General features: G+C 61.8%; 9 protein-coding genes. 4 read left to right on the top strand and 5 right to left on the bottom strand.

Going from position 1 to position 23,737, the window contains the following annotated elements:
* Window positions 1-112: 112 nt before the first annotated feature.
* The 3 genes from LJX92_RS18370 to LJX92_RS18380 form a co-directional block, all read right to left on the bottom strand.
* Window positions 113-2,809: a hypothetical protein gene (locus LJX92_RS18370; RefSeq protein ID WP_148852718.1), complete on the bottom strand. Its 2,697-nt coding sequence runs from the start codon at window positions 2,807-2,809 to the stop codon at window positions 113-115.
* A 166-nt stretch (window positions 2,810-2,975) separates the two neighbouring features.
* Window positions 2,976-15,872: a non-ribosomal peptide synthetase gene (locus LJX92_RS18375; protein ID WP_228308787.1), complete on the bottom strand. Its 12,897-nt coding sequence runs from the start codon at window positions 15,870-15,872 to the stop codon at window positions 2,976-2,978.
* Between the two features lie 51 nt (window positions 15,873-15,923).
* Window positions 15,924-16,676, bottom strand: coding sequence for a thioesterase II family protein (locus LJX92_RS18380; protein ID WP_032880094.1), 753 nt, complete (start codon window positions 16,674-16,676; stop codon window positions 15,924-15,926).
* Between the two features lie 301 nt (window positions 16,677-16,977).
* Here LJX92_RS18380 and LJX92_RS18385 point away from each other — a divergent pair, with 301 nt between their 5' ends.
* Entirely contained in the window at window positions 16,978-17,529 is a 552-nt protein-coding gene (locus LJX92_RS18385; RefSeq protein WP_005789991.1) for an RNA polymerase factor sigma-70, read from the top strand.
* Between the two features lie 252 nt (window positions 17,530-17,781).
* On the opposite strand, the gene LJX92_RS18390 is transcribed toward LJX92_RS18385, so the two are convergent.
* Both LJX92_RS18390 and LJX92_RS18395 read right to left on the bottom strand, forming a co-directional pair.
* The gene (locus LJX92_RS18390; RefSeq protein WP_032880092.1) at window positions 17,782-18,570 is read right to left on the bottom strand and encodes a substrate-binding periplasmic protein; all 789 of its coding nucleotides are present in this window, start codon (window positions 18,568-18,570) and stop codon (window positions 17,782-17,784) included.
* 92 nt (window positions 18,571-18,662) lie between these two features.
* Window positions 18,663-19,286, bottom strand: coding sequence for a TetR/AcrR family transcriptional regulator (locus LJX92_RS18395; RefSeq protein WP_005789994.1), 624 nt, complete (start codon window positions 19,284-19,286; stop codon window positions 18,663-18,665).
* A 153-nt stretch (window positions 19,287-19,439) separates the two neighbouring features.
* Between LJX92_RS18395 and LJX92_RS18400 the strand changes: the two genes are divergently transcribed.
* Genes LJX92_RS18400 through LJX92_RS18410 form a run of 3 tightly spaced genes read left to right on the top strand, consistent with a single transcriptional unit; the run spans window position 19,440 to window position 23,724 of the window.
* A complete protein-coding gene (locus LJX92_RS18400; protein WP_228308788.1) occupies window positions 19,440-21,218 on the top strand; it encodes an acyclic terpene utilization AtuA family protein in 1,779 nt (592 codons plus the stop codon).
* A 12-nt stretch (window positions 21,219-21,230) separates the two neighbouring features.
* A complete protein-coding gene (locus LJX92_RS18405) occupies window positions 21,231-22,103 on the top strand; it encodes an SDR family oxidoreductase (RefSeq protein WP_103733698.1) in 873 nt (290 codons plus the stop codon).
* 4 nt (window positions 22,104-22,107) lie between these two features.
* A complete protein-coding gene (locus LJX92_RS18410; RefSeq protein ID WP_228308789.1) occupies window positions 22,108-23,724 on the top strand; it encodes an acyl-CoA carboxylase subunit beta in 1,617 nt (538 codons plus the stop codon).
* Window positions 23,725-23,737: the final 13 nt, after the last annotated feature.

Raw genomic sequence — 23,737 nt, forward strand, 5'->3', positions numbered from 1 at the left:
TCTCCGACCATCGGACAGTACCCACTACGCCTGAAGATCCCTGCAACTCCACAGTAGGTGCAAAAACGCTCCCGCCAATGGCGGGAGCGTTTTCAATCGGCTGTTATCAAGGTCATGCGTCCTCGATCAAAAGGTCCGTCATCGCGAAATCATTACCGCTAGCTCCCGAAGCGAGGTGAGACACAACTTGCATCTGCATCGACGAGCTGGAAGCGACGAAGACCCCCTCTATTCTTTTCCACGCCATGGCTGTGAACAGCGTTGCCGCAGTAACGGCACCTGCATTCGTACGTAGCGACAACTGTGGGAACGGGGCAGCCCCGTTATAAGTACAGCCAAGCATACTGAAGCGATAACTACGCCCCACCTCAAGCCCAGTCACATTTTTGTATAGAATGACGCCAGCGGTGCCTGAACTGGCAGTACCGTTGGCGATGCAAGACTTTCCAAAAAACGAGGCGTATCTGTTTTCCCCCTGAGAGGCCGCCCCATCGAGCCAACCATTCCGACTGCCGCCTGTAAACGATGTGAAATCCCGGTACTCAGAACGGAAAATCAACCTTAACGATGGGAACATGACCTCGTAACCTTGGTCAGAACGCGGGTTGGGCCTGGCAAAAAATGTAAACGTCAGCGCAGAGTTATTCTTCAAAACCGCCAAGTCAGATCGCTTCACGATATCTGATAATCCTGCGCTGGTATCTGTCACTGGCTTTTTCAGATACACATCAAAGGCGTAGAGACCACCGTTTTGTCGAGTGCCTTCCGCCCGCATCCTGCCTTTCTGCTGCAGCAGGATAAACCACCACTTCTCTACGTCGATATCAGCGTTGCCGGCAAACGCACTTAGGTTCAGAACACCATCCTGAGTAGCGACCGGTGTCGCTTGCCGTACCACAGGAGTCGGTAAACGGTGGGGCACGAGGACTTTCAACAGCAGACTTTCGGACGTTTTAATCCCACAGCGGGTGGTCACTGTGTATTTGATTTCCACGGAGCTACCGATGGAAGCAATCACCGCTGGCGCTGGCAAACGGAAGGTGACAGAGCCTGTTCTGTCACCGGTTTGAGGATCCAACGGCCAACAATTGTCTTCATCATCCTTCCAGCAAAGCTCGATGGTTTGCCTGTCGCTCATACGTAGATAACTCACCACCACGTCTACGCCATCTCGCGCATTCCAGGGTTCCAATTCATCACCCTCAGCCTTGTCGACTTCGGGCGTGGGCAGCACCAGGTCTTCCTGGACGATATGGAAAGTCGCCGCCGGAGCCTCGATAGCTTCTGATCGGTCAGAGGCCTCGCAGAAACTCACGGCAAAATGCAGTTCAAAATCACTGCAATCAGCCAGTTGTTGCAGCTTGTCTCTCGAGATAAACGTCTCAACACCTTTATTCTTCCAGTCCTCAGTAACAGGCGCCTTCGTCAAAATTTCCGATTGGTAGCTACTTCCGTCCTCATGTTCACCGGTGATCCACATCCAGCAGAACGTTGAGCATGTGGCATAGTCGCCAATATGAACAAACGCCGATGCGTCCTCATCGAAAATATTGAGGTTAACCTTGCCGTGAGTGGCCTCTGCAATTTCCGACTTGGAAAGTCTAGGCTTCAGCACATCGACCACCCGCTCCGGCGACTGAGGCTCTGGACCCATCAGATTAGGAAATTGAACGGTATAGCTCAGCGTCATCGGCTTATTAAAGAAACAAGCAATCACACAGCGCGGTAACTTGACGGACGCCGGGTCCCCATCGCTTTCAATATCCACACAACCCAGTAACTTCGATCCGTAGCCGGGACCGCTTACGTAGAAGCAGATCTGATCACCGGCATAAGTGTCCAGCTCCGGCGCATCTATATCTCCCCCATTTTTAGTGAGCTCCGGATTGAGGCACCACTTATCATCGAAAAACGCAGACTGCCGCAAATGGGGAGGCAGCAAATTCTCCAGGCCTTGATCCCCAATGAAAGCAGCGGTACGACGATGTTGGATTTGAAGAGCGTTCCTGGGAAGACGGGTCTCTTCATCAGGGTTTTCAACTTCAGCCGGCGGTTGGGGCTCCTCGCCACTGGTGATCCAGGCAGCCTGACAAGTAATTGATTCGTAACGTGGCTTTTGACGTGCCAGCCAACCACGAGGAATCGGAAATTCAAGTTTTTCGCCTGATGCTATATCTTCGAGCGTTAATGCATACCCGTAAGCCACGATATAGAAAACGGGTTTTCCACTGAATTGCTCAATAACGACACTGCAATAAATTTTATCTCCAACCTGGGCAAGTGGAGGAATAGGTATTTCAACTATCTCATCGCCTTTGTGATCGTGCATGTCATAGGTTGGCGTATTTTGGAATATCTTTTCATCTCTTAATCGAGGCGCTAGCGCTTTACTTTGTTCTGCAGAGTAAAAAGTCACCCCCACTTCCTTGGTCAGTGAAACGGCTGGTTTACCGCTCACTGTGCCCTCGTACCATACGATCAGCGTGTACCCCATGGACGTGGTCAGGTATTTCTGAGGAATCAGGATTTCCCTGGCACCCGGCTGCCCGCTTGAGTCAACAACATCATTCAAGCGGATCTCTGGCGCCTCCTTTATGCTGAACTTTACGGTAATGTCCAACCTGTCCATGCGCGAGTCGACAGTCAGGTATGAGTCCTTCTCCATCGCTTCTGCCGTAATCGTCCCGTACAGCTCACTGGAGATGATGGGCGCGTCGACTTCTAGCGCCTGCGGCTGTGGCGTAATTGAAGGCGTTGACGCATTGTCGGTATTTGAGGGGGTTTCAGGAATGGATGTTTGCTTGGCCACTTTCAGAACTCCGTGTTCAAGAGAGGTAGGTATCCTCGACCAGCCCAGTCCGGCCAAGGCACTCCCTTAAGTGAGTCCTATTTTTTCGCCCCCGCCTACTGTCAGAATTGACAGTCCGCGCTAAAAAAAAAACGCTGCCCGACCAACGGACAGCGCCCTTTGCGCCTTAGAGCCCCTCCAACTCCGCCATCAAATCACTCAACCGATCCACCTTCTCGGCACTGATTTCATTGGCGGCCAACCCGTGGATATACGCGGCCAACTCCGCCACCGTGCTGCACTCGAACATCGCCCGCAGCGGCACATCGCGCTGCAACGTTTTCTGCACCCGCGAAGCGATCTGCGTAGCCAGCAGCGAGTGCCCACCCAGTTCGAAGAAATTGTCCTGCACCCCTACCCGCTCGACTTTCAGCACTTCGGCCCAGATAGCCGTCAACGTGGCTTCCAGTTCAGTGCGCGGCGCCACATAGTCCTGGCTGTGCAACTGGCCGATCTCCAAAGCCGGCAGGGCCTTGCGGTCGAGTTTGCCGTTGGCATTCAGGGGCAGGCGATCAAGCCATAGCCAATGCAGCGGCACCATGTATTCGGGCAGTTCGGCACGCAGGCGTTGCTTGATGCGCTCCAAGTGTTCGCTCGGGTCCAGCGTGGCGTCGGCAGCCACCAGGTAGCCAATCAGATGTTTGCCATTGACGCCCTCTTGCACACCCACCGCCGCGTCGCGCACCTGCGGTTGCTCGTGCAGGCGCGCTTCGATTTCACCCAGTTCGATGCGGTAGCCGCGAATCTTCACCTGGTGGTCAATACGACCGACATACTCCAGCACACCATCGCTGCGACGCCGCGCCAGGTCGCCGGTACGGTAGAGGCGCTCGCCGGGCGCGCCAAAGGGGTTGGGTACAAACACCTGGGCGGTGCGCAGCGGATCGCTGACGTAGCCGCGACCGACACCGGTGCCGGCGACGCACAATTCGCCGACAGCTCCTTGTGGCACCAACTCCAAGGCGCCATCGAGCAGGTACAAACGGTTGTTGTCGGTCGGCGTACCAATCGGCAGGTAAGTGCCACGGGTCGAGGCCAGGTCGACGCGGAAGAACGCCACATCATCCGAGCACTCCGCCGGGCCATAAGCGTTAACCAGACCAATCTGCGGATAGCGCAGTAACCACTGGTGCGCCAGTTCCGGAGGCATTGCCTCACCCGTCGGCAACATCCAGCGCAAACCATCCAGGCCGATACGCTCCTGGGCCAACATGCCCTGGATCAGCGACGGCACACTCTCCAGCACAGTGATGCCCTGTGCTTGAACGTGCGCCAGCAACCCCTGCGGATCATGAGCAATGGTGTTCGGCACAATATCTACCCGCGCACCAAACAGCGGCGCGGCGAGGAACTGCCAGACGGAAATATCAAAGCTTTGCGAAGCGGTCTGGGCGATCACATCCGCGTCGCTCAGACCCAGATACGGCAACTTGCTCAACTGGTTGTTGAGCATCCCGCGCTGTTCAACCATCACGCCCTTGGGCAAGCCGGTGGAGCCCGAGGTATAGATCACGTAGGCGAGGTTGTCCGGGGCGCTATAGAAGCCTGGGTTTTCGCCACGGGCAGGGATTTCCTCCCACACCAGCAGTTGGCAATCGACCCCTTCGAGCAGTTCGATGGCCTGTTCCCGGCACGCCTCGGTGCACACCAGCAAGGGCGTGCGGCTCAGGTCGATGATGCGGCTAAGGCGCGGACCCGGCAGCCCCGGATCCAGCGGCAGGTAGCCGGCACCGGCCTTGAAACTGCCGATGATCATGCCCAGCAGATCCAACCCACGTTCAGCCAGCAACGCCACCGGTTGGTCCAGGCCCACACCCGCCGCAATCAGCGCGTGGCCCAGGCCATTGCTGCGGCGGTTCAGCTCGTCATAGCTCCATTGCTGGTCGAGGCAACTGGCGGCGATACGCTGCGGATGCTGCGCCACCTGTTGCTCGAACAACTCGATGTAGCTGCGCTCCAGCGGGTAGGCATGTGCGCTCTGGTTACAGCCTTCCACCAGGAATTCACGTTCCTGCTCGCCCATCAGCGGCAGCTCGGCCATGTCGCCATGGAAGCCCTGCACCAGCGCCAGCAGCAGGCGCTTGAACTCACTGAGCATGCCTTGCACGGTGCTTTCGTCGAAATAACGCTGGTCGTAAGACAGGTGCAAACCGAGATCATCGCCCGGATAACACACGGCTGTCAGTGGGAAGTTGGTGTGGGTACGCCCGGAATCCGAGGTGGCATTCAGGCTTTGCGCACGGTCCAGCACCGAGACTTCCACCGGGGCGTTTTCGAACACAAACAGGCTGTCGAACAATGGCTGGCCCTTGGGCAATTCGCTGTGCTCCTGGATGGTCACCAGCGGCAGGTATTCGTACTCGCGCAGCTGCATATTGCTGTCGAGCAAACCGCTCAACCACTGGCGCACGCTGCAAGGCTGGCCGTCCTCGGGCAGTTTCACCCGCAGTGCGATGCTGTTGATAAACAGGCCGACGGTACGTTGCATCTCAGGCATCTCTACCGGGCGCCCGGCCACGGTGACACCGAACAACACATCGCGATCGCCACTCAAGCGACGCAGCACCAATGCCCATGCCGCCTGGGCAAAGGTGTTGACGGTGAGCTGGTGCGCCTGCGCCAGTTCACGCAGTTGCGCACCGTCACGGGCATCGAGGCGGGTGTAGCAGTCGCCCACCACCATGCCGCCGCTGCCGCCGGCATGTTCGCGCAGGAACGGGCGATCGCTCGGGATCGGCGTGGTGCGTTCGAAGCCTTGCAGGTTTTGTTGCCACCACTGGCGCGCTTCATTGAGGTTCTGGCGTTGCAGCCAGGCGATGTAGTCGCGGTAGCGCGGCGGCGTCGCCAGTTGCGCGTCGCGACCCTCGCCCAGGGCCATGTAGATATCGAAGAAGTCATTCATCAACAGCGAACGGCACCATGCATCGATGAGGATGTGGTGGTTGCTCATCATGAACCAGTAACGTGCCTCCCCCACGCGGATCAGGCGCAAGTGGAACGGGGCCTGGTTGAGCAGATCGAATCCTGCTTCGCGCTCGGCCTTGAGCAACGCTTGCAGGCGCGGTTCCTGCTCATCCTGCGGGTCGGCGCTCCAGTCCAGGTATTCAATCGGCGTGCTGCCGGGCTTGTGGATCACTTGCAGCATGTCTTCGCCGACGTTCCAGCAGAACGAGGCGCGCAAGGCTTCATGGCGGGCGATCACCGCTTGCCAGGCCTGGGCGAAACGCTCGGGGTCCAGGGCACTGTTGATGCGGTAACGGTCCTGCATGTAATACAGGCCGGTGCCCGGTTCCAGCAAGGTATGCAGCAACAGGCCCTCTTGCATCGGGGTCAGCGGATAGACGTCTTCGATGGCGCTGGCCGGAACCGGCAAGGCATCCAGTTGCGCCTGGGTCAGGTGCGCCAAGGGGAAATCGGACGGTGTGAGGCCACCGGCATCGTCCTGCAGGCAATGGGCGATCAGGCTGCGCAGTTCGGCCAGGTAGGCGTCGGCCAGATTGCGGATGGTGTGCGCATCGTGGCGCTCACGGCTGAAGGTCCAGCGCAGCACCAGCTCACCGCCGTAGACCTGGCTGTCGACACTCAGCTCATTGGGCAGCGGTGCGTCCGGATCATGGGCCAGGCCGGCGGACTCATCCAGCGGGTGGAACAGCGCCTCGGCGCCAAAGCTCTGGTCGAACTGACCGAGGTAGTTGAAGGTGATGTCGGCGCCTGGCAATGCCGCCATGCTGCGTTTGCACAGGTCGTCCGCCAGGTAGCGCAGCACGCCGTAGCCCAAGCCCTTGTGCGGCACGCCGCGCAGTTGCTCCTTGATCGCCTTGATCGAGGCGCCCTGCTCGGCCAGCGGGGTCAGACGCAACGGGTAGGCGCTGGTGAACCAACCGACGCTGCGCGTCAGGTCGATCTCATCGAACAACGGTTCGCGGCCGTGGCCTTCCAGCTGAATCAACGCCGAGTCGTGGCCGCTCCAGCGGCACAGCACGCGGGCCAGGGCCGTCAACAACAAGTCGTTGACCTGGGTGCGGTAGGCGCTCGGCGCTTGCTGCAACAGTTGGCGCGTGGTCTCTGCGTCCAGGCGCACGCTGACCGTCTCGGCGTCACGATTGCGCAAGCTGCCTTGCGCGCGTGCCACCGGCAGTGTCACGGCCGGGCCGGCCAACTGGTCCTGCCACAGGCTTAACTCTTCGCGCAGGGATTCGCTGCCGGCGTACGCCTGCAAACGCGCGGCCCAATCGCGCAACGCGCTGGTCTTGGCCGGCAGGCTGACAGACTGGCCGTCACTGAGTTGGCGATAAACGTTTTGCAGATCCTCCAGCAATACACGCCACGACACGCCATCGACCACCAGGTGATGGATCGCGATCAGCAAGCGCTGCTGGCCCTGCGGCCCGTCCACCAGCAACGCACGCAACAGCGGCCCGTGCTCAAGGTCGAGGCTGCGCTGGGTATCGGTGAACAGCGCGGTGCATTGCTCCATGTCGCGCACCTGCGCCTGCATCAGCACGCCGCCTTCCGGCACGGCCAGGTGTTCGGCATGCCACTGCGCGTCGCGCCGGGTGAAGCTCAGGCGCAGCGCGTCGTGATGTTCCAGCACCGCCAGCAACGCTTGCTCCAGGCGATGGGGGTCGAGCAGTTGCAATGGCTTGAGCACCAGCGCCTGGTTCCAGTGCTGGCGCGCCGTAATATCGGTGTCGAAGAACCAATGCTGGATCGGCGTAAGCCCAGAGCTGCCGGTCAATACACCTTGCTCGGCGGTGACCTGCTGCGAACGGGTGGCGACAGCGGCCAGGGTTTGCACGGTCTGGTGCTGGAACAGGTCACGGGGGCTGAAATGGATCCCGGCCTGGCGCGCCCGGCTGACCACCTGGATCGACAGGATCGAGTCACCGCCCAGCTCAAAGAAGTTATCGTCGAGGCCGACTTGCTGCACATTCAACACCGCGCACCAGATGGCGGCCAGGCTGTGTTCCAGCTCACTGCGGGGCGCCACGTAGGCTTGGCGATTGGCCTCAGGGTCCGGCTCAGGCAAGGCGCGGCGGTCGAGCTTGCCGTTGGCGGTCAGCGGCATACTGTCCAGCACGATCAAATGCGCAGGCACCATGTAGTCCGGCAGTTGCGCCTTGAGGTGCGCCTTCAGCGCCTCGCGCAAGGTGACAGGCTCGGCATCGCTGACCAGGTACGCCACCAGTTGCTTGCCGCTCGGTGCATCCAGGGCCAGCACTACCGCTTCGCGCACGGCGGCATGTTCGAGCAAGCGCGTTTCAATCTCGCCCAACTCGATACGGAAACCGCGAATCTTCACCTGGTGGTCGATACGCCCCAGGTATTCCACCAGGCCATCGGCGCGTTGACGCACCAGGTCGCCGGTGCGGTACAGGCGCCCGCCCTTGGCGGCAAACGGATCGGCGACAAACCGCTCCGCCGTCATCCCTGGCCGGCGGTGGTAGCCCTGGGCCAGGCCGGCACCGCCGATATACAACTCACCACTGGCGCCTTGGGGCACCAGCGCCAGGTCGGCGTCGAGAATGTAGGCCACGCGCTCACCGATGATGCTGCCAATCGGCACGCTGCCGGCGCCCTCCTCCAACTGCTGCGGCGCCAGGCTGGCCAGCGGCATCACCACGGTTTCGGTGGGGCCATAGGCGTTGAAGAACACCTCAGGCATGAACGCCGCACGAATACGTTGCAGGTGCTCGCCGGTCAAGGCTTCGCCACCGGTGATGCACATGCGCACCGGCAAGGTCTGCTGCCGGGTCGCCAGCCACTGCGCCAACTGGCTGCCATAGCTGGGGGTAAAGCCAAGGATATTGATGCGATGGGTACGAATCAGCGCGCAGATTTCTTCGGCATCCCACTGGCCCTGGGCGCGCAATACCACGTGGGCACCGCTGAGCAGCGGCACCAGCAAACGCTCGGTGGCGGCGTCGAAGTTGATCGAATAAAAGTGCAGCTCGCAGTCATCCGGACGCATACCGAACCGTTCGATCACCGCCTGACAATGCATGGCGATTTCACCGTGGGACACCACCACGCCCTTGGGCTTGCCAGTGGAGCCGGAGGTATAGATCAGGTACGCCTGGTGTTGCGCCAGGCTCACAAACGGCAGCGCATCGGCAGGGTAATTCTCCAGCACCGGCAGGTCGTCTTCCAGGCACCAGCACGCCACGGTCGTCGGTAATTCGCCGAGGGCTTCGAACATCGCCGCATCGCTGAGCAGCAGGCCGATGTCGCTGTCCTCGATCATGTAATGCAGGCGGTCCAACGGGTATTCCGGGTCCAGCGGCACGTAGGCGCCACCGGCCTTGAGGATCGCCAGCAGGCCGATGACCATTTCCAGCGAGCGCGGCAGTGCCAGGCCGACCCGTACCTGCGGGCCCACCCCGCGCTCGCGCAGCATCCAGGCCAGGCGGTTGGCGCGGGCGTCCAGCTCTGCATAAGTGAGGGTCATACCGGCAAAGGTCAGCGCTGGGGCATCGGCACGCTGGCTGGCTTGATGGCTGAACAGCTGATGGATGCATTGGTCGAGGCGATGCTCGCCCTTCTCAACCCCGAGGCTGTCCTTCAATGCGCGCTGTTCATCTGCGCTCAGCAACGGCAATTCGCTGAGACGCTGCTGCGGGTTGGCGATCAAGGCGTGCAACAGGTTGCGCCAATGTTCGGCCATGCGCGCAATGCGCGGTTCATCAAACAGGTCGGTGCTGTAGGTCAGGCAGCAACCCAGGCGATGGTCGAGGTCGGTGACTTCCAGGTTAAGGTCGAACTTGGTCGCCCGCGCATCGTTGGCCAGGTACTCGACGGTCATGCCCGCCAGTTGGCGGCTCTGCTGGAACTCCCAGCGCTGCACGTTGCACATCACCTGGAACAGTGGGTTATACGCGGCACTTCGCGCCGGTTGCAGGGCTTCCACCAGATGATCGAACGGCAGGTCCTGGTGAGACTGGCCCTCGATCACCGTATGACGGACTTGCTCGAACAGCTGGGCGACACTCATCTGCCCATCGAGCTGGCAACGCAGCACCTGGGTGTTGAGGAACGCGCCGATCAGCCCTTCGCTTTCCGGACGAATGCGGTTGGCGACCGGCGCGCCGATGCGCAGGTCGGTCTGGCCGCTGTAGCGGTAGAGCAACACGGCCAGGGTGGCGGTCATGGTCATGAACAGCGTGAGGCCGCGCTCGGCATTGAAGGCGCGCACGCGGGCCGCCAACTCATCGCTCAGGTCAAAGCGGTACAGCTCGCCCTGGTGGCTTTGTACCGCAGGCCGTGGGCGATCACCGGGCAGTTCCAGCAGAGGATGTTCAGTGCCCAGTTGCGCGGTCCAGTAATCCAGCTGGCGTTGGCGCTCGCCGGACTCCAGCCACTGGCGCTGCCACACGCTGTAGTCGAGGTACTGCACCGGCAGCGGCACCAGCGGCGAATCGCGTTCGTCGATAAAAGCTTCGTACAAGGCGCTGAGTTCACGGGCAAAGATGTCCATGGCCCAGCCTTCGGTGACGATATGGTGCAGGGTCAGCACCAGGTAGTGTTCCTGCTCGCCGGCCTTGACCAGGCAGGCCCGCAGCAGCGGCCCGGTTTCCAGGTTGAACGGCGTGTGCGCTTCTTGATCCGCCAGTTGCTGCAAACCCAGCTGGCGTTCAGCTTCACTAAGCGCTGAGAAATCCTGCCAGTCCATGCGTACGCCGGTCTGCGGTGCGACCTTCTGGCGCGCCACGCCGTCGACGCTCGGGAAGGTGGTACGCAGGGTTTCGTGACGCATGATCAATGCCTGCAACGCCGCCTCGAATCGTTGCACATCCAGCACGCCGCGCAGGCGCGCCATGCCGCCGACGTTGTAGGCCGGGCTGTCCGGTTCCATCTGCCAGAGGAACCACATGCGCTGCTGGGAATAGGACAAGGGCACGGGCGCGCTACGGTCGACTTTGGCGATTGCGCTTTGTTGGTTGCGCTGCCCCGCCGCCTGGATCAGCCCGACCTGCTCGACAAAGGCGCCCAACTCACTGGCTTCGAACAGGGTGCGCAACGGCAGCTCGACGTCACACGCCTGGCGGGTGCGCGAGATGATTTGCGTGGCCAGCAACGAGTGCCCGCCCAAGGCGAAGAAGTCATCGCGCAGGCCAATGCGCGGCAGGCCCAAGACCTCGCGCCAGATCGCGGCGATTTGCAGCTGCAAAGGCGTGTGCGGTTCGACGTGTTCGCGGGTTTGCCAGACCGGCTCGGGCAAGGCGCGCCGGTCGAGCTTGCCGCTGGGGCTCAGCGGCATGGCGTCCAGGCGCATCAGCAGCGCGGGCACCATGTATTCCGGCAATTGGGCGGCCAGGGCGGTTTTGACCTGTTGCTCATCCAGTTCGGTGTGGGCGGTGTAATAGCCGATCAACTGCGCGTCGCGCACCAGCACCACGGCTTGGGCGATACCGTCCTGGGCCAGCAGGCGTGCTTCGATTTCTTCCGGTTCCACCCGGAACCCACGCAGTTTGACCTGCTGGTCCAGGCGCCCGAGGTATTCAAGCACGCCATCGGCACTCCAGCGCGCCCGGTCACCGGTGCGATACAGGCGTGCGCCCGCCGCACCCAAGGGGTCCGCAACAAAGCGTTCGGCCGTCAGCCCGGCACGACCAAGATAACCACGCGCCAGGCCGATGCCGCCGATGCACAACTCGCCCGGCACCCCGGCCGGCAGCGGGTTGAGCTGCTCGTCGAGCACGTGGCAGATCACATTGCCCAACGGCCGACCAATCGGCGAGCGCTCACCATCAGTGGCGGAGCAATGCCAATGGGTGACGTTGATTGCGGTTTCGGTCGGGCCATAACGGTTGTGCAACTGCACTGCCGGCAACTGCGCCAACACGCGGTTGCGCAACTCGGCGGGCAAGGCTTCGCCACCAGAGAACAGGCGGCGCAGGCTGGTGCATTCGGCTGCCAGCGGTTCATCGATAAACAGCTGTAACAACGGTGGCACGAAGTGCAGCGTGGTCACGCTATGTTCCTGCACCAACTGCGCGATGCGGTGCGGGTCGCGGTGTTCACCCGGCCCCGCGAGCACCAGGCGGCAACCGGTGATCAGCGGCCAGAAACACTCCCACACCGACACGTCAAAACTGATCGGCGCCTTTTGCATCAGTACATCGGTTTCATTCAATTGATAGGTGGCCTGCATCCACTGCAAACGTTCTGCCAGCGCGCCATGGGTGTTGCCCACGCCCTTGGGTTGGCCGGTGGAACCGGAGGTATAAATCACGTAGGCAAGGTTGTCGCCATGCAGGTGCAAGCCCGGTGCCTGGGTTGGCCAGCTGTCGAGGTGCAGGCTGTCCATGGCGATCACGCACACGCCTTCGGCAGTCGGCAACTGCTCCAGCAACGCGGTTTGGGTCAGCAGCAGGTGTACGCCACTGTCCTTGAGCATGTAGGCCAGGCGCTCGGCAGGGTAATCCGGATCGAGCGGCACGTAGGCGCCACCGGCCTTGATGATGGCCAGCAGGCCGATCAGCAGTTGCGGCGAACGCTCGGCGGCGATGGCCACACACACGTCCGGGCCGACGCCTTTGTCGCGCAGGTAGTGAGCCAGGCGGTTGGCCTGGGTATGCAGTTGGGCGAAGGTCAGGCTGCCGTGCTGCCAGACCAGCGCAGTGGCGTCCGAATTCTGTTGGCTGAGCAACTCAGGCAACCACTGCCGGGCCGGCTCGCAGGGCGCTTCGCCCCAGGGTTGCTGCTGGCCGGGCGACATCAACGGCAGGTCGCCGATGGCCTGTTGCGGTTGCTCGCAGACCGCTTGCAACACGCTGACGTAGTGCTCGGCCAGGCGCTGGATAGTCGCGCTTTCGAACAGCTCATCGGCGTAGTCGAACGACAGGCTGAAGCGCCCGTTGTGATCTTCCTCGCTATGCAGTTGCAGGTCGAACTTGGCTTCGCGGCTGTGCCATGGCAGTTCATCGGCCAACAGCCCCGGCAAGCGGCGCAAGGCACTCAGGTCACGTTGCTGGTGGTTGAACATCACCTGGAACAGGCCCTGTTCACGGGCCTGGGGGAAGGCTTCCAGCAATTGTTCGAAGGGCAAGTCCTGATGGGCCTGGGCCCCCAACGCACTGTGGCGGGTGGCGGCCAGCAGTTGGTCGAACGGCAGGCGCCCGTCCAGCTCGGCACGCAGTACCAGGGTGTTGATAAAGAAACCGATCAGGCCCTGGGTTTCCTGGCGCGGGCGGTTGGCATTGGGCACGCCGATGCGAATATCGCGCTGGCCGCTGTAGCGATGAAGCAAGGTCTGGAACGCCGCCAGCAACAGCATGAACGGGGTCGACTCATGAGCCTGAGCGGTTTGGCGAATCGCGGCGCTGAGGCGTGTATCCAGACGCAGACTGTGGCGCGAGGCGCTGTGCCGATGCTGGGCCGAACGCGGATGATCGGTGGCCAGGTTCAAGGCCGGATGCTCCTCACCCAACTGCGCCGTCCAGTACGCCAACTGGCGCGAGCCTTCGCCTTCGGCCAGCCATTGGCGCTGCCAGCTGCCGTAGTCGGCGTAGTGCAGGGCCAGCGGCAGCAGCTCAAGGGGCTGGCCCTGGACGGCAGCGGCGTACAGGCGCGAGAACTCGTCGATCAGGATATTCAGCGACCAGCCGTCGGCGATGATGTGGTGCAGCGTCACCAGCAGTTGGTGGTCTTCATCGTCCAGGCGCACCAGGGTAACCCACAGCAGCGGGCCTTTCTCCAGGTCGAATTGGGTACGCGCTTCATCTTCGCGAATCTGCTGCGCACGCGCTTGGCGCTCGGCAGCGGGCAAGTCACTGAGGTCGATGACTTGCAGCGCAAAATCCGTCGCGGCCTCGACACGCTGAAAGCCCTGACCCTCGCGCTCGTAAAAACGCGTACGCAGGGCTTCGTGGCGTTGGATCAGTTGCTGGAAGCTTGCGCGCAACGCCTCTTCATCCAGCTCGCCACGCAGGTGCAAGGCGCCGGGAATGGTGTAGGCGCTGCTGTGCGGGTCCAACTGCCAGGTGATCCACAGGCGGTTCTGTGCCAGCGACTGGGGCAGCTCTTCCTGGCGCGACAACGCGTGAATCACGCCCTGGGCAACGCCGCCGTCCTGTTGCAATTGCGCCACGCCCGCCGCAAAGGCAGACAGCGTCGGTGCCTCGAACAGCAGGCGCAGGTTCAGTTCCAGGCCCAGGGTTTCACGCAGGCGGGCGACCACTTGGGTGGCGCTGATGGAGTTGCCACCCAGCAGGAAGAAATGGTCATCGGCGGCCACGCTGGGCAGTTGCAGTTGCTCGCACCAGATCGCCGCGATCTGTTGTTGCACATCAGACGCCAGCGCCGCCCCGCTCGCAGCCTCTTGTACTCCGGGGAATTGCGCATAGCTATCGAGGCTGCCATCGGCGTGGCGAATCGCACAGGCTGCGCGCTGTACCTTACCGCTGGACGTCTTCGGCAGCGCACCGGGGTTAAGCAGCACCACCACGCTCGGGGCTTGCTGGCAGGACTCGGCCACCGCTTGGCGGATCGCTTTGATCAGTGCTTCTGGCGGCAGGATTTTCTGCACGCTGCGGCTGATTTCCGCAGCAATGCCGATGCCCTCCAGGCCCTGGTCATTCACGGCAAAGGCGGCGACGCGACCTTTGCGCACCACCTCCACTTCACGCTCGATGGTCTGTTCAATGTCCTGGGGGTAGAGGTTGTGGCCGCGCACGATCAGCAGGTCTTTGAGGCGACCGGTGATATACACCTCGCCGTCGCGGATGAAACCCAGGTCACCGGTGCGCAACCAGGTGCGGCCGGCGTGCTGAACGAAGGTCTTGGCGCTGGCTTCGGGGTTGCGCCAGTAACCGTGGGCGATACTCGGCCCCGTGGCCCAGAGTTCGCCGACACAGTTGTCGGCAAGCTCGGTGAGGGTATGCGGGTCGGCGATCAGCACAGCGTGGTCCGGCTGGCTGGTGCCGCAACTCATGATCGCACTGCCCTGGCCCGGTTCGGCACGGTTGGCGGCCAGCGCTTGCTCGTCCATGTGCATCGCGGGAATCCCGCAACCACGGGTGCCGCCGGCAACAAACAGGGTCGCTTCGGCCAAACCGTAGGAGGCGAAGAAGTTGTTCGGAGTGAAACCGCAGACGGCGAATTTTTCCGCGAAGCGCTCCAGGGTATCGAGGCGAATCGGCTCGGAGCCGGAATAGGCCACGCGCCAGCGGCTCAAATCCAGGCGTTCGAGGGCCGACTCGCTGACCCGCTCGCTGCACAGGCGGTAGGCGAAATCCGGACCGCCACTGATGGTGCCGCCGTATTCGCTGATCGCTTCCAGCCAACGCAACGGTCGGCCGAGAAAATAGGCCGGCGACATCAACACACAGGGCACGCCGCTGAAAATCGGTTGCAGCAGGCCACCGATCAGGCCCATGTCGTGATACAGCGGCAACCAGCTGACGATCACATCATCGGGGTTGAGGTCGATACCGAAGCCACGACGGATCAGCACTTCGTTGGCCACCAGGTTGCCATGGCTGACTTGCACGCCCTTGGGCAAGGCGGTGGAGCCCGAGGTGTATTGCAGGAAGGCGATGTCGTCGGCCTGCAATTGGGGCTCGACCCAGTGCTCGGCAAGCTGCGCCTCCAGGGTGTCCACGCTCAGGACCGGCGGCGCATTTTCAATCTGCGCCAGGTCCTCGCTGAGGCTGGCAATCGTCAACAACAGGCGCGGCTCGGCATCGCTGATGATCGATAGCAGGCGCTCCTGGTGATGGCGGCGCGTGGACTCCGGCGGATACGCCGGCACCGCGATCACCCCGGCGTACAGGCACCCAAAGAACGCTGCGACGTAGTCCGGGCCGCTGGGGAACAGCAGCACCGCCCGTTCGCCCAGGCCGGCATTGGCTTGCAAGGCGGCGGCGATGGTGCGGGCGCGTTGGTCCAGGTCGCGGTAGCTGAGTACCACACTCTGCTCGGCGCTGTCGGCGAGGAAGCGCAACGCGACCTGATCCGGTGTCTGCGCAGCGCGGCGTTGAAGGGACTGGGCCAGGGTGCGGGGGAGTTCGAAGGCGTCCATCATGGGGTTCCTGCCTGAAATCGGCTTACGGGAAATTCGGGAAATCGGTGAGGTTCAGCCGGCGGCAAGTTGCCGTGCCGCGCCAATGCGCCAGCGCGCCAAGTGCTCGTCGGCATAGCGCCGCAGGCAGCGCAATACGGCGCTTTCGTGCTGTACGAGAAAGAAGTGATGGCCGTCGAACATATCCAGGGAGAAACCGCTGGCGGCGTCGAGTTGCCAGTCGAGCAACTGGTCGGCGCGTACGCTGTCCTGCTTGCCGCCAAACACATGGATTGGCAGGCCAAGCGGCTCGCGCTCGCCGTAGATGAAACTGCCGCACAGCAGAAAGTCGGCGCGCAGGATCGGCAACATCAACTGCATCAACTCGGGGCTGGCCAGGGCTTCTTCGGCAGTGCCCTGCAATTCGCGCAGGCGGGCGATGAGTTGGGCATCGGTCTTCTCGATAGCGTATTCGCTGACATCGCGCCGCGCCGGGCCAGCCGTGCCTGAAGCAAATAACGCCAGGGGCGCAGGCACATTGCGCGCGCTCAAGGCATGGGCCAACTCAAACGCCAACAGCCCACCCAGGCTGTGACCGAACAAGGCATAAGGACCGTCGAGATCACGGCTGATTTCCTCAGCCAATTGCGCCGCCAGAGCCTTGATATCGCGCTGCAACGGCTCGTCCATGCGCCTGCCGCGCCCGGGTAATTCCAGCGGGCATACCTGCAACCAATCCGGCAGGACGCGGCGCCAGCGAGCATAGACCGAGGCGCTGGCGCCTGAGTGGGGCAGGCAAAACAGACGCAGCCGGGCGGGCGTATTCATCACGCAAGCACTCCAAACTGACACATGCCCAATGCACGATAAAAACCCATCTGCTCCTCCTGCGGGTGCTGATCCTTGGCCGTTTGTTAACAAGCCTGTCACCCAGAAGAACGGACGGCCCCGGCAAATAATTAGTCGCAGGCGGCGAGCGAGACGTAGTTCACACCTTCCACAAAGGCATAAGATTAGTTCGCCTTCTCATTTGACAATCATTATCATTCAGCATAATTTGTTGCCCGATGTGTAGGAGGCCTCAGCAAGGACGCCCTCCCCTAACCTCTTTTGCGACAAGGTGATTTCCATGACGGAACAAGTATCCACAGGCAGGTGCGACTCACCCCTTCTGCAGGCGTTCGTCGATAATCGACTGATATTGGTAAAGATCGCCGCACGCATTACCGGGTGCCGCTCCCGTGCCGAAGACGTGGTACAGGACGCCTACTTCCGATTGCAGTCAGCGCCGACGATCACTTCATCGTTCAAAGCCCAACTGAGTTACCTGTTCCAGATCGTGCGTAACCTGGCGATCGATCATTACCGCAAGCAGGCCCTGGAGCTCAAATACTCCGGGACCGAAGAGGAAGGCTTGAATGTGGTTATTCACGGCGCTTCACCGGAAACGTCGCACATCAATTTCAACACCCTGGAAAACATCGCCGACGCCCTGACGGAATTGCCCCAGCGCACTCGCTATGCGTTCGAGATGTACCGCCTGCATGGCGTGCCGCAAAAGGATATCGCCAAGGAGTTGGGGGTTTCGCCGACATTGGTGAACTTCATGATTCGCGATGCGCTGGTGCATTGCCGCAAGGTGTCGGGCAGCCACAGCGATACGTTTGCGCGCAGGGTTTGAGCGCGGCATAAACATATAGTGTGGAAGGAGCGGCGCGGGCAATCGGTAACCACGATGCGAAGCGAGCCGCTCTTGATCTGCTTTTGATCTTGATCTTAGGCGCCCCGTCAAACCACGCTGGCCGTAATCCGCCATCGGGGGCAAGCCCCCTCCCACATTTGGATCTTGGCGTGTCAGGTAGATATGCGCCAGCTATCCGACCGTCACGGGAGCCAGCTCCCTCGGCCCCATCAAAAAGGTTTCAAATCCCCCTCAGGGCACTGGCGTCAGATCAATACGATACGGCTCGAAAATCTTCAGCATCTGCCCATTGTCCCGCAAGCCCTTGAGCAATGCGGAAAACGCCTCTGCCGTGATCGGTGCCTTGGGCCGCAGCAACGCGTAATGGTGATACACCTGGTCAATGCGCTCGGACACCAGAAATTGCCTGGCCATGTCCACATTGCGCACCAGAAAATCACTCAGGTACGAACGCGTCACCAAGGCAATATCAGCCCGCCCACGCGCGACCATCAACAGGTTGCTGTCATGGGAATAAGTCAAGGTGGCGTTGAAGTGCTGGGCCATGTTCCTGGGATCCGGGTTGAAACCCGCAAAGGCGTAGTGATAGCCGCTGAAGACTGCCAGGCGCTTGCCGGCAAGGTCGGCAAAATAGCTTTCGTCGCGACCGGGCTGACGTTGGGCGACGAAGATTTCTGCGTCTTCCAGGCCCATGTCGACGCTGGTATGGGCAATATCCCGCCAGCCCCAGGACGGATTCTCGAAAATCGCCATGTCGACCCGGCCTTGCTCGAAATCACGGAAACGCCGGGGAATAGATGTGGGTACCAAGACAAACTGGTAGTCGGTTTGCGCAGCGTTCAGGGCCTCGATCAATTGCGGCAGCAAACCGGTATCGGCACCTTGTTCAGGACGTACGGTGTAAGGCGGAAAGTGCGCCGCGCCGATCCTCACCAATTGCGCAGCGCCCGCCTGCGTCCACGCGGCGCTGCCCAGTGCCCATAATGCAAGTCCTGCAGCCAGCCGCCATGGCGAAAACATCGAGGCACACACCGTTGAATATTCTGATGGCGCTAAGCTAGGCGTTTTTATCGGGGGAGACAACGTTCGCCCTCAAATTAATAACGTGCACCTCAATCCGCCTTTAACACCATCAGCAGGGCCTCTTCGGCCAATTCTTCAAGGGTCAGGCTGCCCTGGGTACGGAACCAGGTAGTGGTCCAGGACAACGCGCCCGTCAGGAAGCGCCGAGTAATAAACACGTCACCGCGGATATACCCGGCGGTCTTGGCCTCACCCAATACCTGCAACCAGATATCTTCATAAACGTCGCGCAAGGCCAGCACCTGGGCCTGGCCCTCGGCCGACAGCGAACGCCATTCGTAGACCAGCACCGCCATGGCCTCGCCGCTGCCGCCCATGATCGACTGCAACTCGCAGCGAATCAGCGCCAGCACACGCTCGCGCACAGTGCTCGCCTCTTCCAGCGCGGCGCGCATCATTGCGGTGTTGTAGTGGATGGTTTCTTCCATCACCGCCCGCAGAATCTCGTCCTTGCTCTTGAAATGATGAAAGATGCTGCCCGACTGTATGCCCACGGCGCTGGCGAGGTCACGCACGGTCGTGCGCTCAAAACCCTTGTTGCGAAACAGGTGAGCCGCGGTTTGCAGCAATTTGCCCCGGGCGCTCTCGGGGTCGGTCAATCGGCCACCGGCGACCATGGCGCGCATCACCCCCAGGGCTTTGTGCTCATCCATGCTGCTCTCCTTCACTTGTGCTGACATCTTGGGCGGCAATTTAGGCCGTGGCCGCCACCCAAGCAAGCGCTTGGGTAAAACTTGTGCGCACAGTTTACAAACCAAGCGCTTGCTTGGTAGTCTCGACGCCAGCCCCTGGAGGACGGATTTCTCATGAGCAAAACGGTTCGTATCGGCTGCGCCAGCGCCTTCTGGGGCGACACCTGCACGGCGGCCGCTCAATTGGTGCACGGCGGCGCCCTGGATTACCTGGTGTTCGACTACCTGGCGGAAGTCACCATGTCGATTCTCGCCGGAGCACGCATGAAAGACCCCAAGGCCGGTTACGCCACGGACTTTGTCGAGGTCCTCACGCCCTTGCTGGCGGATCTCCAACGCCAGGGCATCCGCGTGATCAGCAATGCCGGCGGCATCAACCCCCAGGCCTGCGCCTCCGCCCTGCAAGCGGCCTGCGACCAGGCCGGCATTGCGCTGAAAATCGCGGTGCTGCTCGGCGATGACCTGCACCCCCAACTCAAACACCTGCCCAACGTCACCGACATGTTCAATGGCGCCCCGCTGCCACCTTTGTGCGTGTCCGCCAATGCCTACCTCGGCGCGCCGGGGATTGCCCAGGCCCTGGGGCTTGGCGCCGATATCGTCATCACCGGCCGAGTGGTCGACAGCGCGGTGGTCAGCGCGGCCTTGGTGCACGAGTTCAACTGGTCATGGCAAAACTACGATCATCTGGCCCAGGCCGCCCTGGCCGGGCATATCATCGAATGCGGTGCCCAGTGCACCGGCGGCAATTTCACCGATTGGCGCGACGTACCGGACTACGAGCACATCGGCTTCCCCATCGTCGAAGTCAGCGCCGACGGCCAGTTCACCGTCAACAAAGTCGAAGGCAGCGGCGGCCTGATCAGTGAACTCAGCGTGGCCGAACAGCTGCTGTATGAAATCGCTGATCCGCGCGCCTATCTGCTGCCGGATGTGATCTGCGATTTCAGCCAGGTCAAGTTGCAGCAGCAAGGCAAGCATTCAGTGCGCGTGCACGGCGCCAAGGGGCTGCCACCCACCGATCAGTACAAGGTCAGCGCCACCTATCCTGATGGTTTCCGCTGTACCGCCAGTTGCCTGCTTGCCGGGATCGACGCGGTGGCCAAGGCCGAGCGGGTCAGCCAGGCGATCATCAACAAGACCGAGCAACTGTTCAGCCAACGCGGTTGGGCGCCCTACACCGACGTGAACATTGAGCTGCTGGGCAGCGAAGCCACCTACGGCGCCCATGCCCGGCGTGAGGATTGCCGCGAAGTGGTGATGAAACTGGCCGTGAGGCACCCGAGCAAACAGGCCCTGGTGCTGTTCGCCCGCGAGATCGCGCAAGCGGCCACCGGCATGGCGCCGGGGCTCACCGGCATCGTCGGCGGGCGGCCTACGGTCTACCCGTTGATTCGGCTGTTTTCGTTTCTGATCGACAAGGCGGCCTGTGCACTGAGCATCGATTATCAAGGCCAACGCCATGCCGTCGAACTGCCCGCCGCGCTCCCCCTACGCACGCCCGCTGCCCCCATCGAACCGCCCAAACCCCAAGGCCGCGCCGACGCCAGCGTGCCCCTGGTGAAACTTGCCGTGGCGCGCTCCGGTGACAAGGGCAACCACAGCAATATCGGCGTGATCGCCCGCCACCCCGACTACCTGCCATGGATCGCCGAAACGCTGACCCGGGAGGTGATCGTCGATTGGATGAGCCACGTGCTCGACCCCCTTCACGGCCGCGTCGAGCGCTGGTATCTACCCGGCAGCCACAGCCTGAATTTCCTGCTGGAAAATGCCCTGGGCGGCGGTGGTATCGCCAGCCTGCGCATCGACCCGCAAGGCAAAGCCTTTGCCCAGCAACTGCTGGAAATCCCCATCGCCGTGCCGCAACACATTGCCGACCAACTCACCTAAAGGACCGTCGCCGTGGCCTTCGACTCGATCTTCAAAGCCGACCTGTTCCAGGGGCAAACCGTGATTGTCACCGGAGGCGGCAGTGGCATTGGCCGCTGCACCGCCCATGAGCTGGCGGCCTTGGGCGCTCGCGTGATCCTGGTGGGTCGCAAGCCGGAAAAACTGCAGAAGGTCGCAGCGGAAATTGTCGAAGATGGCGGCGTCGCCCATTGGCATGTCTGTGATATTCGTGATGAAGAGGCGGTGAAGGCGCTGGTCACGCAGATTCTGCACGACCATGGACCCATCCATGGCCTGGTCAATAACGCCGGCGGCCAATACCCCTCGCCCCTGGCCGCCATCAACCAAAAGGGCTTTGAAACCGTACTGCGCACCAACCTGGTGGGTGGTTTCCTGGTGGCGCGGGAAGTGTTCAACCAGTCGATGAGCAAGCACGGTGGATCAATCGTCAACATGCTCGCCGACATGTGGGGCGGTATGCCCGGCATGGGCCATTCCGGCGCAGCGCGCGCGGGCATGGATAATTTCACCAAGACCGCCGCGTTTGAATGGGGCTATGCCGGGGTGCGCGTCAACGCCGTGGCGCCCGGCTGGATTGCCTCCAGCGGCATGGACACCTATGAAGGCGCGTTCAAGGCCGTGATCCCCACCTTGCGCGAGCATGTGCCGCTCAAACGCATCGGCACCGAGTCGGAAGTCAGCGCGGCCATCGTTTTTCTACTCAGCCCGGCCGCGGCCTTTGTCAGCGGCAGCACGCTGCGCATCGACGGTGCCGCCAGCCTGGGCAGTCGGGCATGGCCGCTGCACAAGGCGCAGGCGCCGAGCCAACCCTTCAATGGGTTCCACCGCGCCTATCTGCCGGATGTGCTCAAGACGGAGCAATAACACGATGCCGACGATTGAAACCCTGGTCGATCCCCACAGCCCACAGTTCGCACAGAATCGCGCCGCCATGCTGGCCGCCATTGCCCAGTTGCACCAACTGGAACACAACCTGCTGGCCAAGGCTGAGGAGGCCAGGCCCAAGTTCGACAAGCGCGGCCAATTGCTGCCCCGCGAGCGCCTCAACCTGCTGCTCGACCCGGGCGCGCCGTTTCTGGAACTGGCCAGCCTGGCCGGCTACAAACTCCACGACGACAAGGACGGCAGCGCCGCCGGTGGCGGGCTGATCGCCGGCATCGGCTATGTCAGCGGCGTGCGTATGTTGGTGGTGGCCAACAACAGCGCGATCAAGGGCGGCACCATTTCCCCCTCGGGCCTGAAGAAATCTCTGCGCCTGCAACAGATCGCCATGGAGAACAAACTGCCGGTGGTGACCCTCGCCGAAAGCGGCGGCGCCAACCTCAATTATGCCGCCGATATTTTCGTCGAAGGCGCGCGCAGCTTTGCCAACCAGGCGCGCATGTCGGCGATGGGCCTGCCGCAGATCACCGTGGTGCATGGCTCGGCCACGGCAGGCGGTGCCTATCAGCCGGGCTTGTCGGATTACGTGGTGGTGGTGCGCGGCAAGGCCAAGCTGTTCCTTGCCGGGCCACCACTGCTCAAGGCCGCCACCGGCGAAGTCGCCAGCGACGAAGATTTGGGCGGTGCGCAGATGCACGCGCAAACCGCCGGCACCGCTGAATACCTGGCGGAAAATGATGCCGATGGCGTGCGTATCGTGCGAGAAATTGTCGGCCTGCTGCCGTGGAATGACCGGCAGCCGCCAGCGGTAAAAAACGCCTATACCGAGCCGCTGTACCCCATCGACGAGTTGCTGGGGCTGATCCCCGATGATCCGAAAAAGCCCTACGACGTGCGCGAAATCCTCGCGCGCCTGGCCGACGCCTCTCATTTCCTGGAGTTCAAAAGCGAGTTCGACGCCCATACCGTCTGCGGCCATCTGCATATCCAGGGCCGTGCCGTTGGTGTGATCGGCAACAACGGCCCCATCACGCCGAAAGGCGCCAGCAAGGCCGCGCAGTTTATCCAGCTGTGTGATCAGAGCCGTACGCCGCTGCTGTTCCTGCACAACACCACCGGCTTCATGGTTGGCACCGAGTCCGAACAGCAAGGGGTGATCAAGCACGGTGCAAAGATGATTCAGGCGGTGGCCAACGCCCGCGTGCCCAAGCTCACGGTGGTGGTCGGTGGCTCCTACGGTGCCGGTAACTATGCGATGTGCGGGCGCGGCCTTGACCCCCGCTTTATATTCGCCTGGCCCAACAGCCGCACAGCGGTCATGGGCGGCGCGCAAGCCGGCAAGGTGCTGCGCATCGTCACCGAGGCCAAGCAGTTGAAGGACGGCCTGGTGCCCGACCCAAAGGTGCTGGACATGCTCGAACAGGTCACCGCGCAGAAGCTCGACAGCCAGTCCACGGCGCTCTACGGCAGCGCCAATCTGTGGGATGACGGGTTGATCGATCCACGGGATACCCGCACCTTGCTTGGGTTCCTGCTGGATATCTGCCATGAGGCTGAACTAAGGCAACTGCAACCGAACAGCTTTGGTGTGGCGCGATTCTAATCAGGAGAACAAT

It is taken from the genome of Pseudomonas sp. HN8-3 (assembly GCF_020790195.1).
Taxonomy (GTDB): domain Bacteria; phylum Pseudomonadota; class Gammaproteobacteria; order Pseudomonadales; family Pseudomonadaceae; genus Aquipseudomonas; species Aquipseudomonas synxantha_A.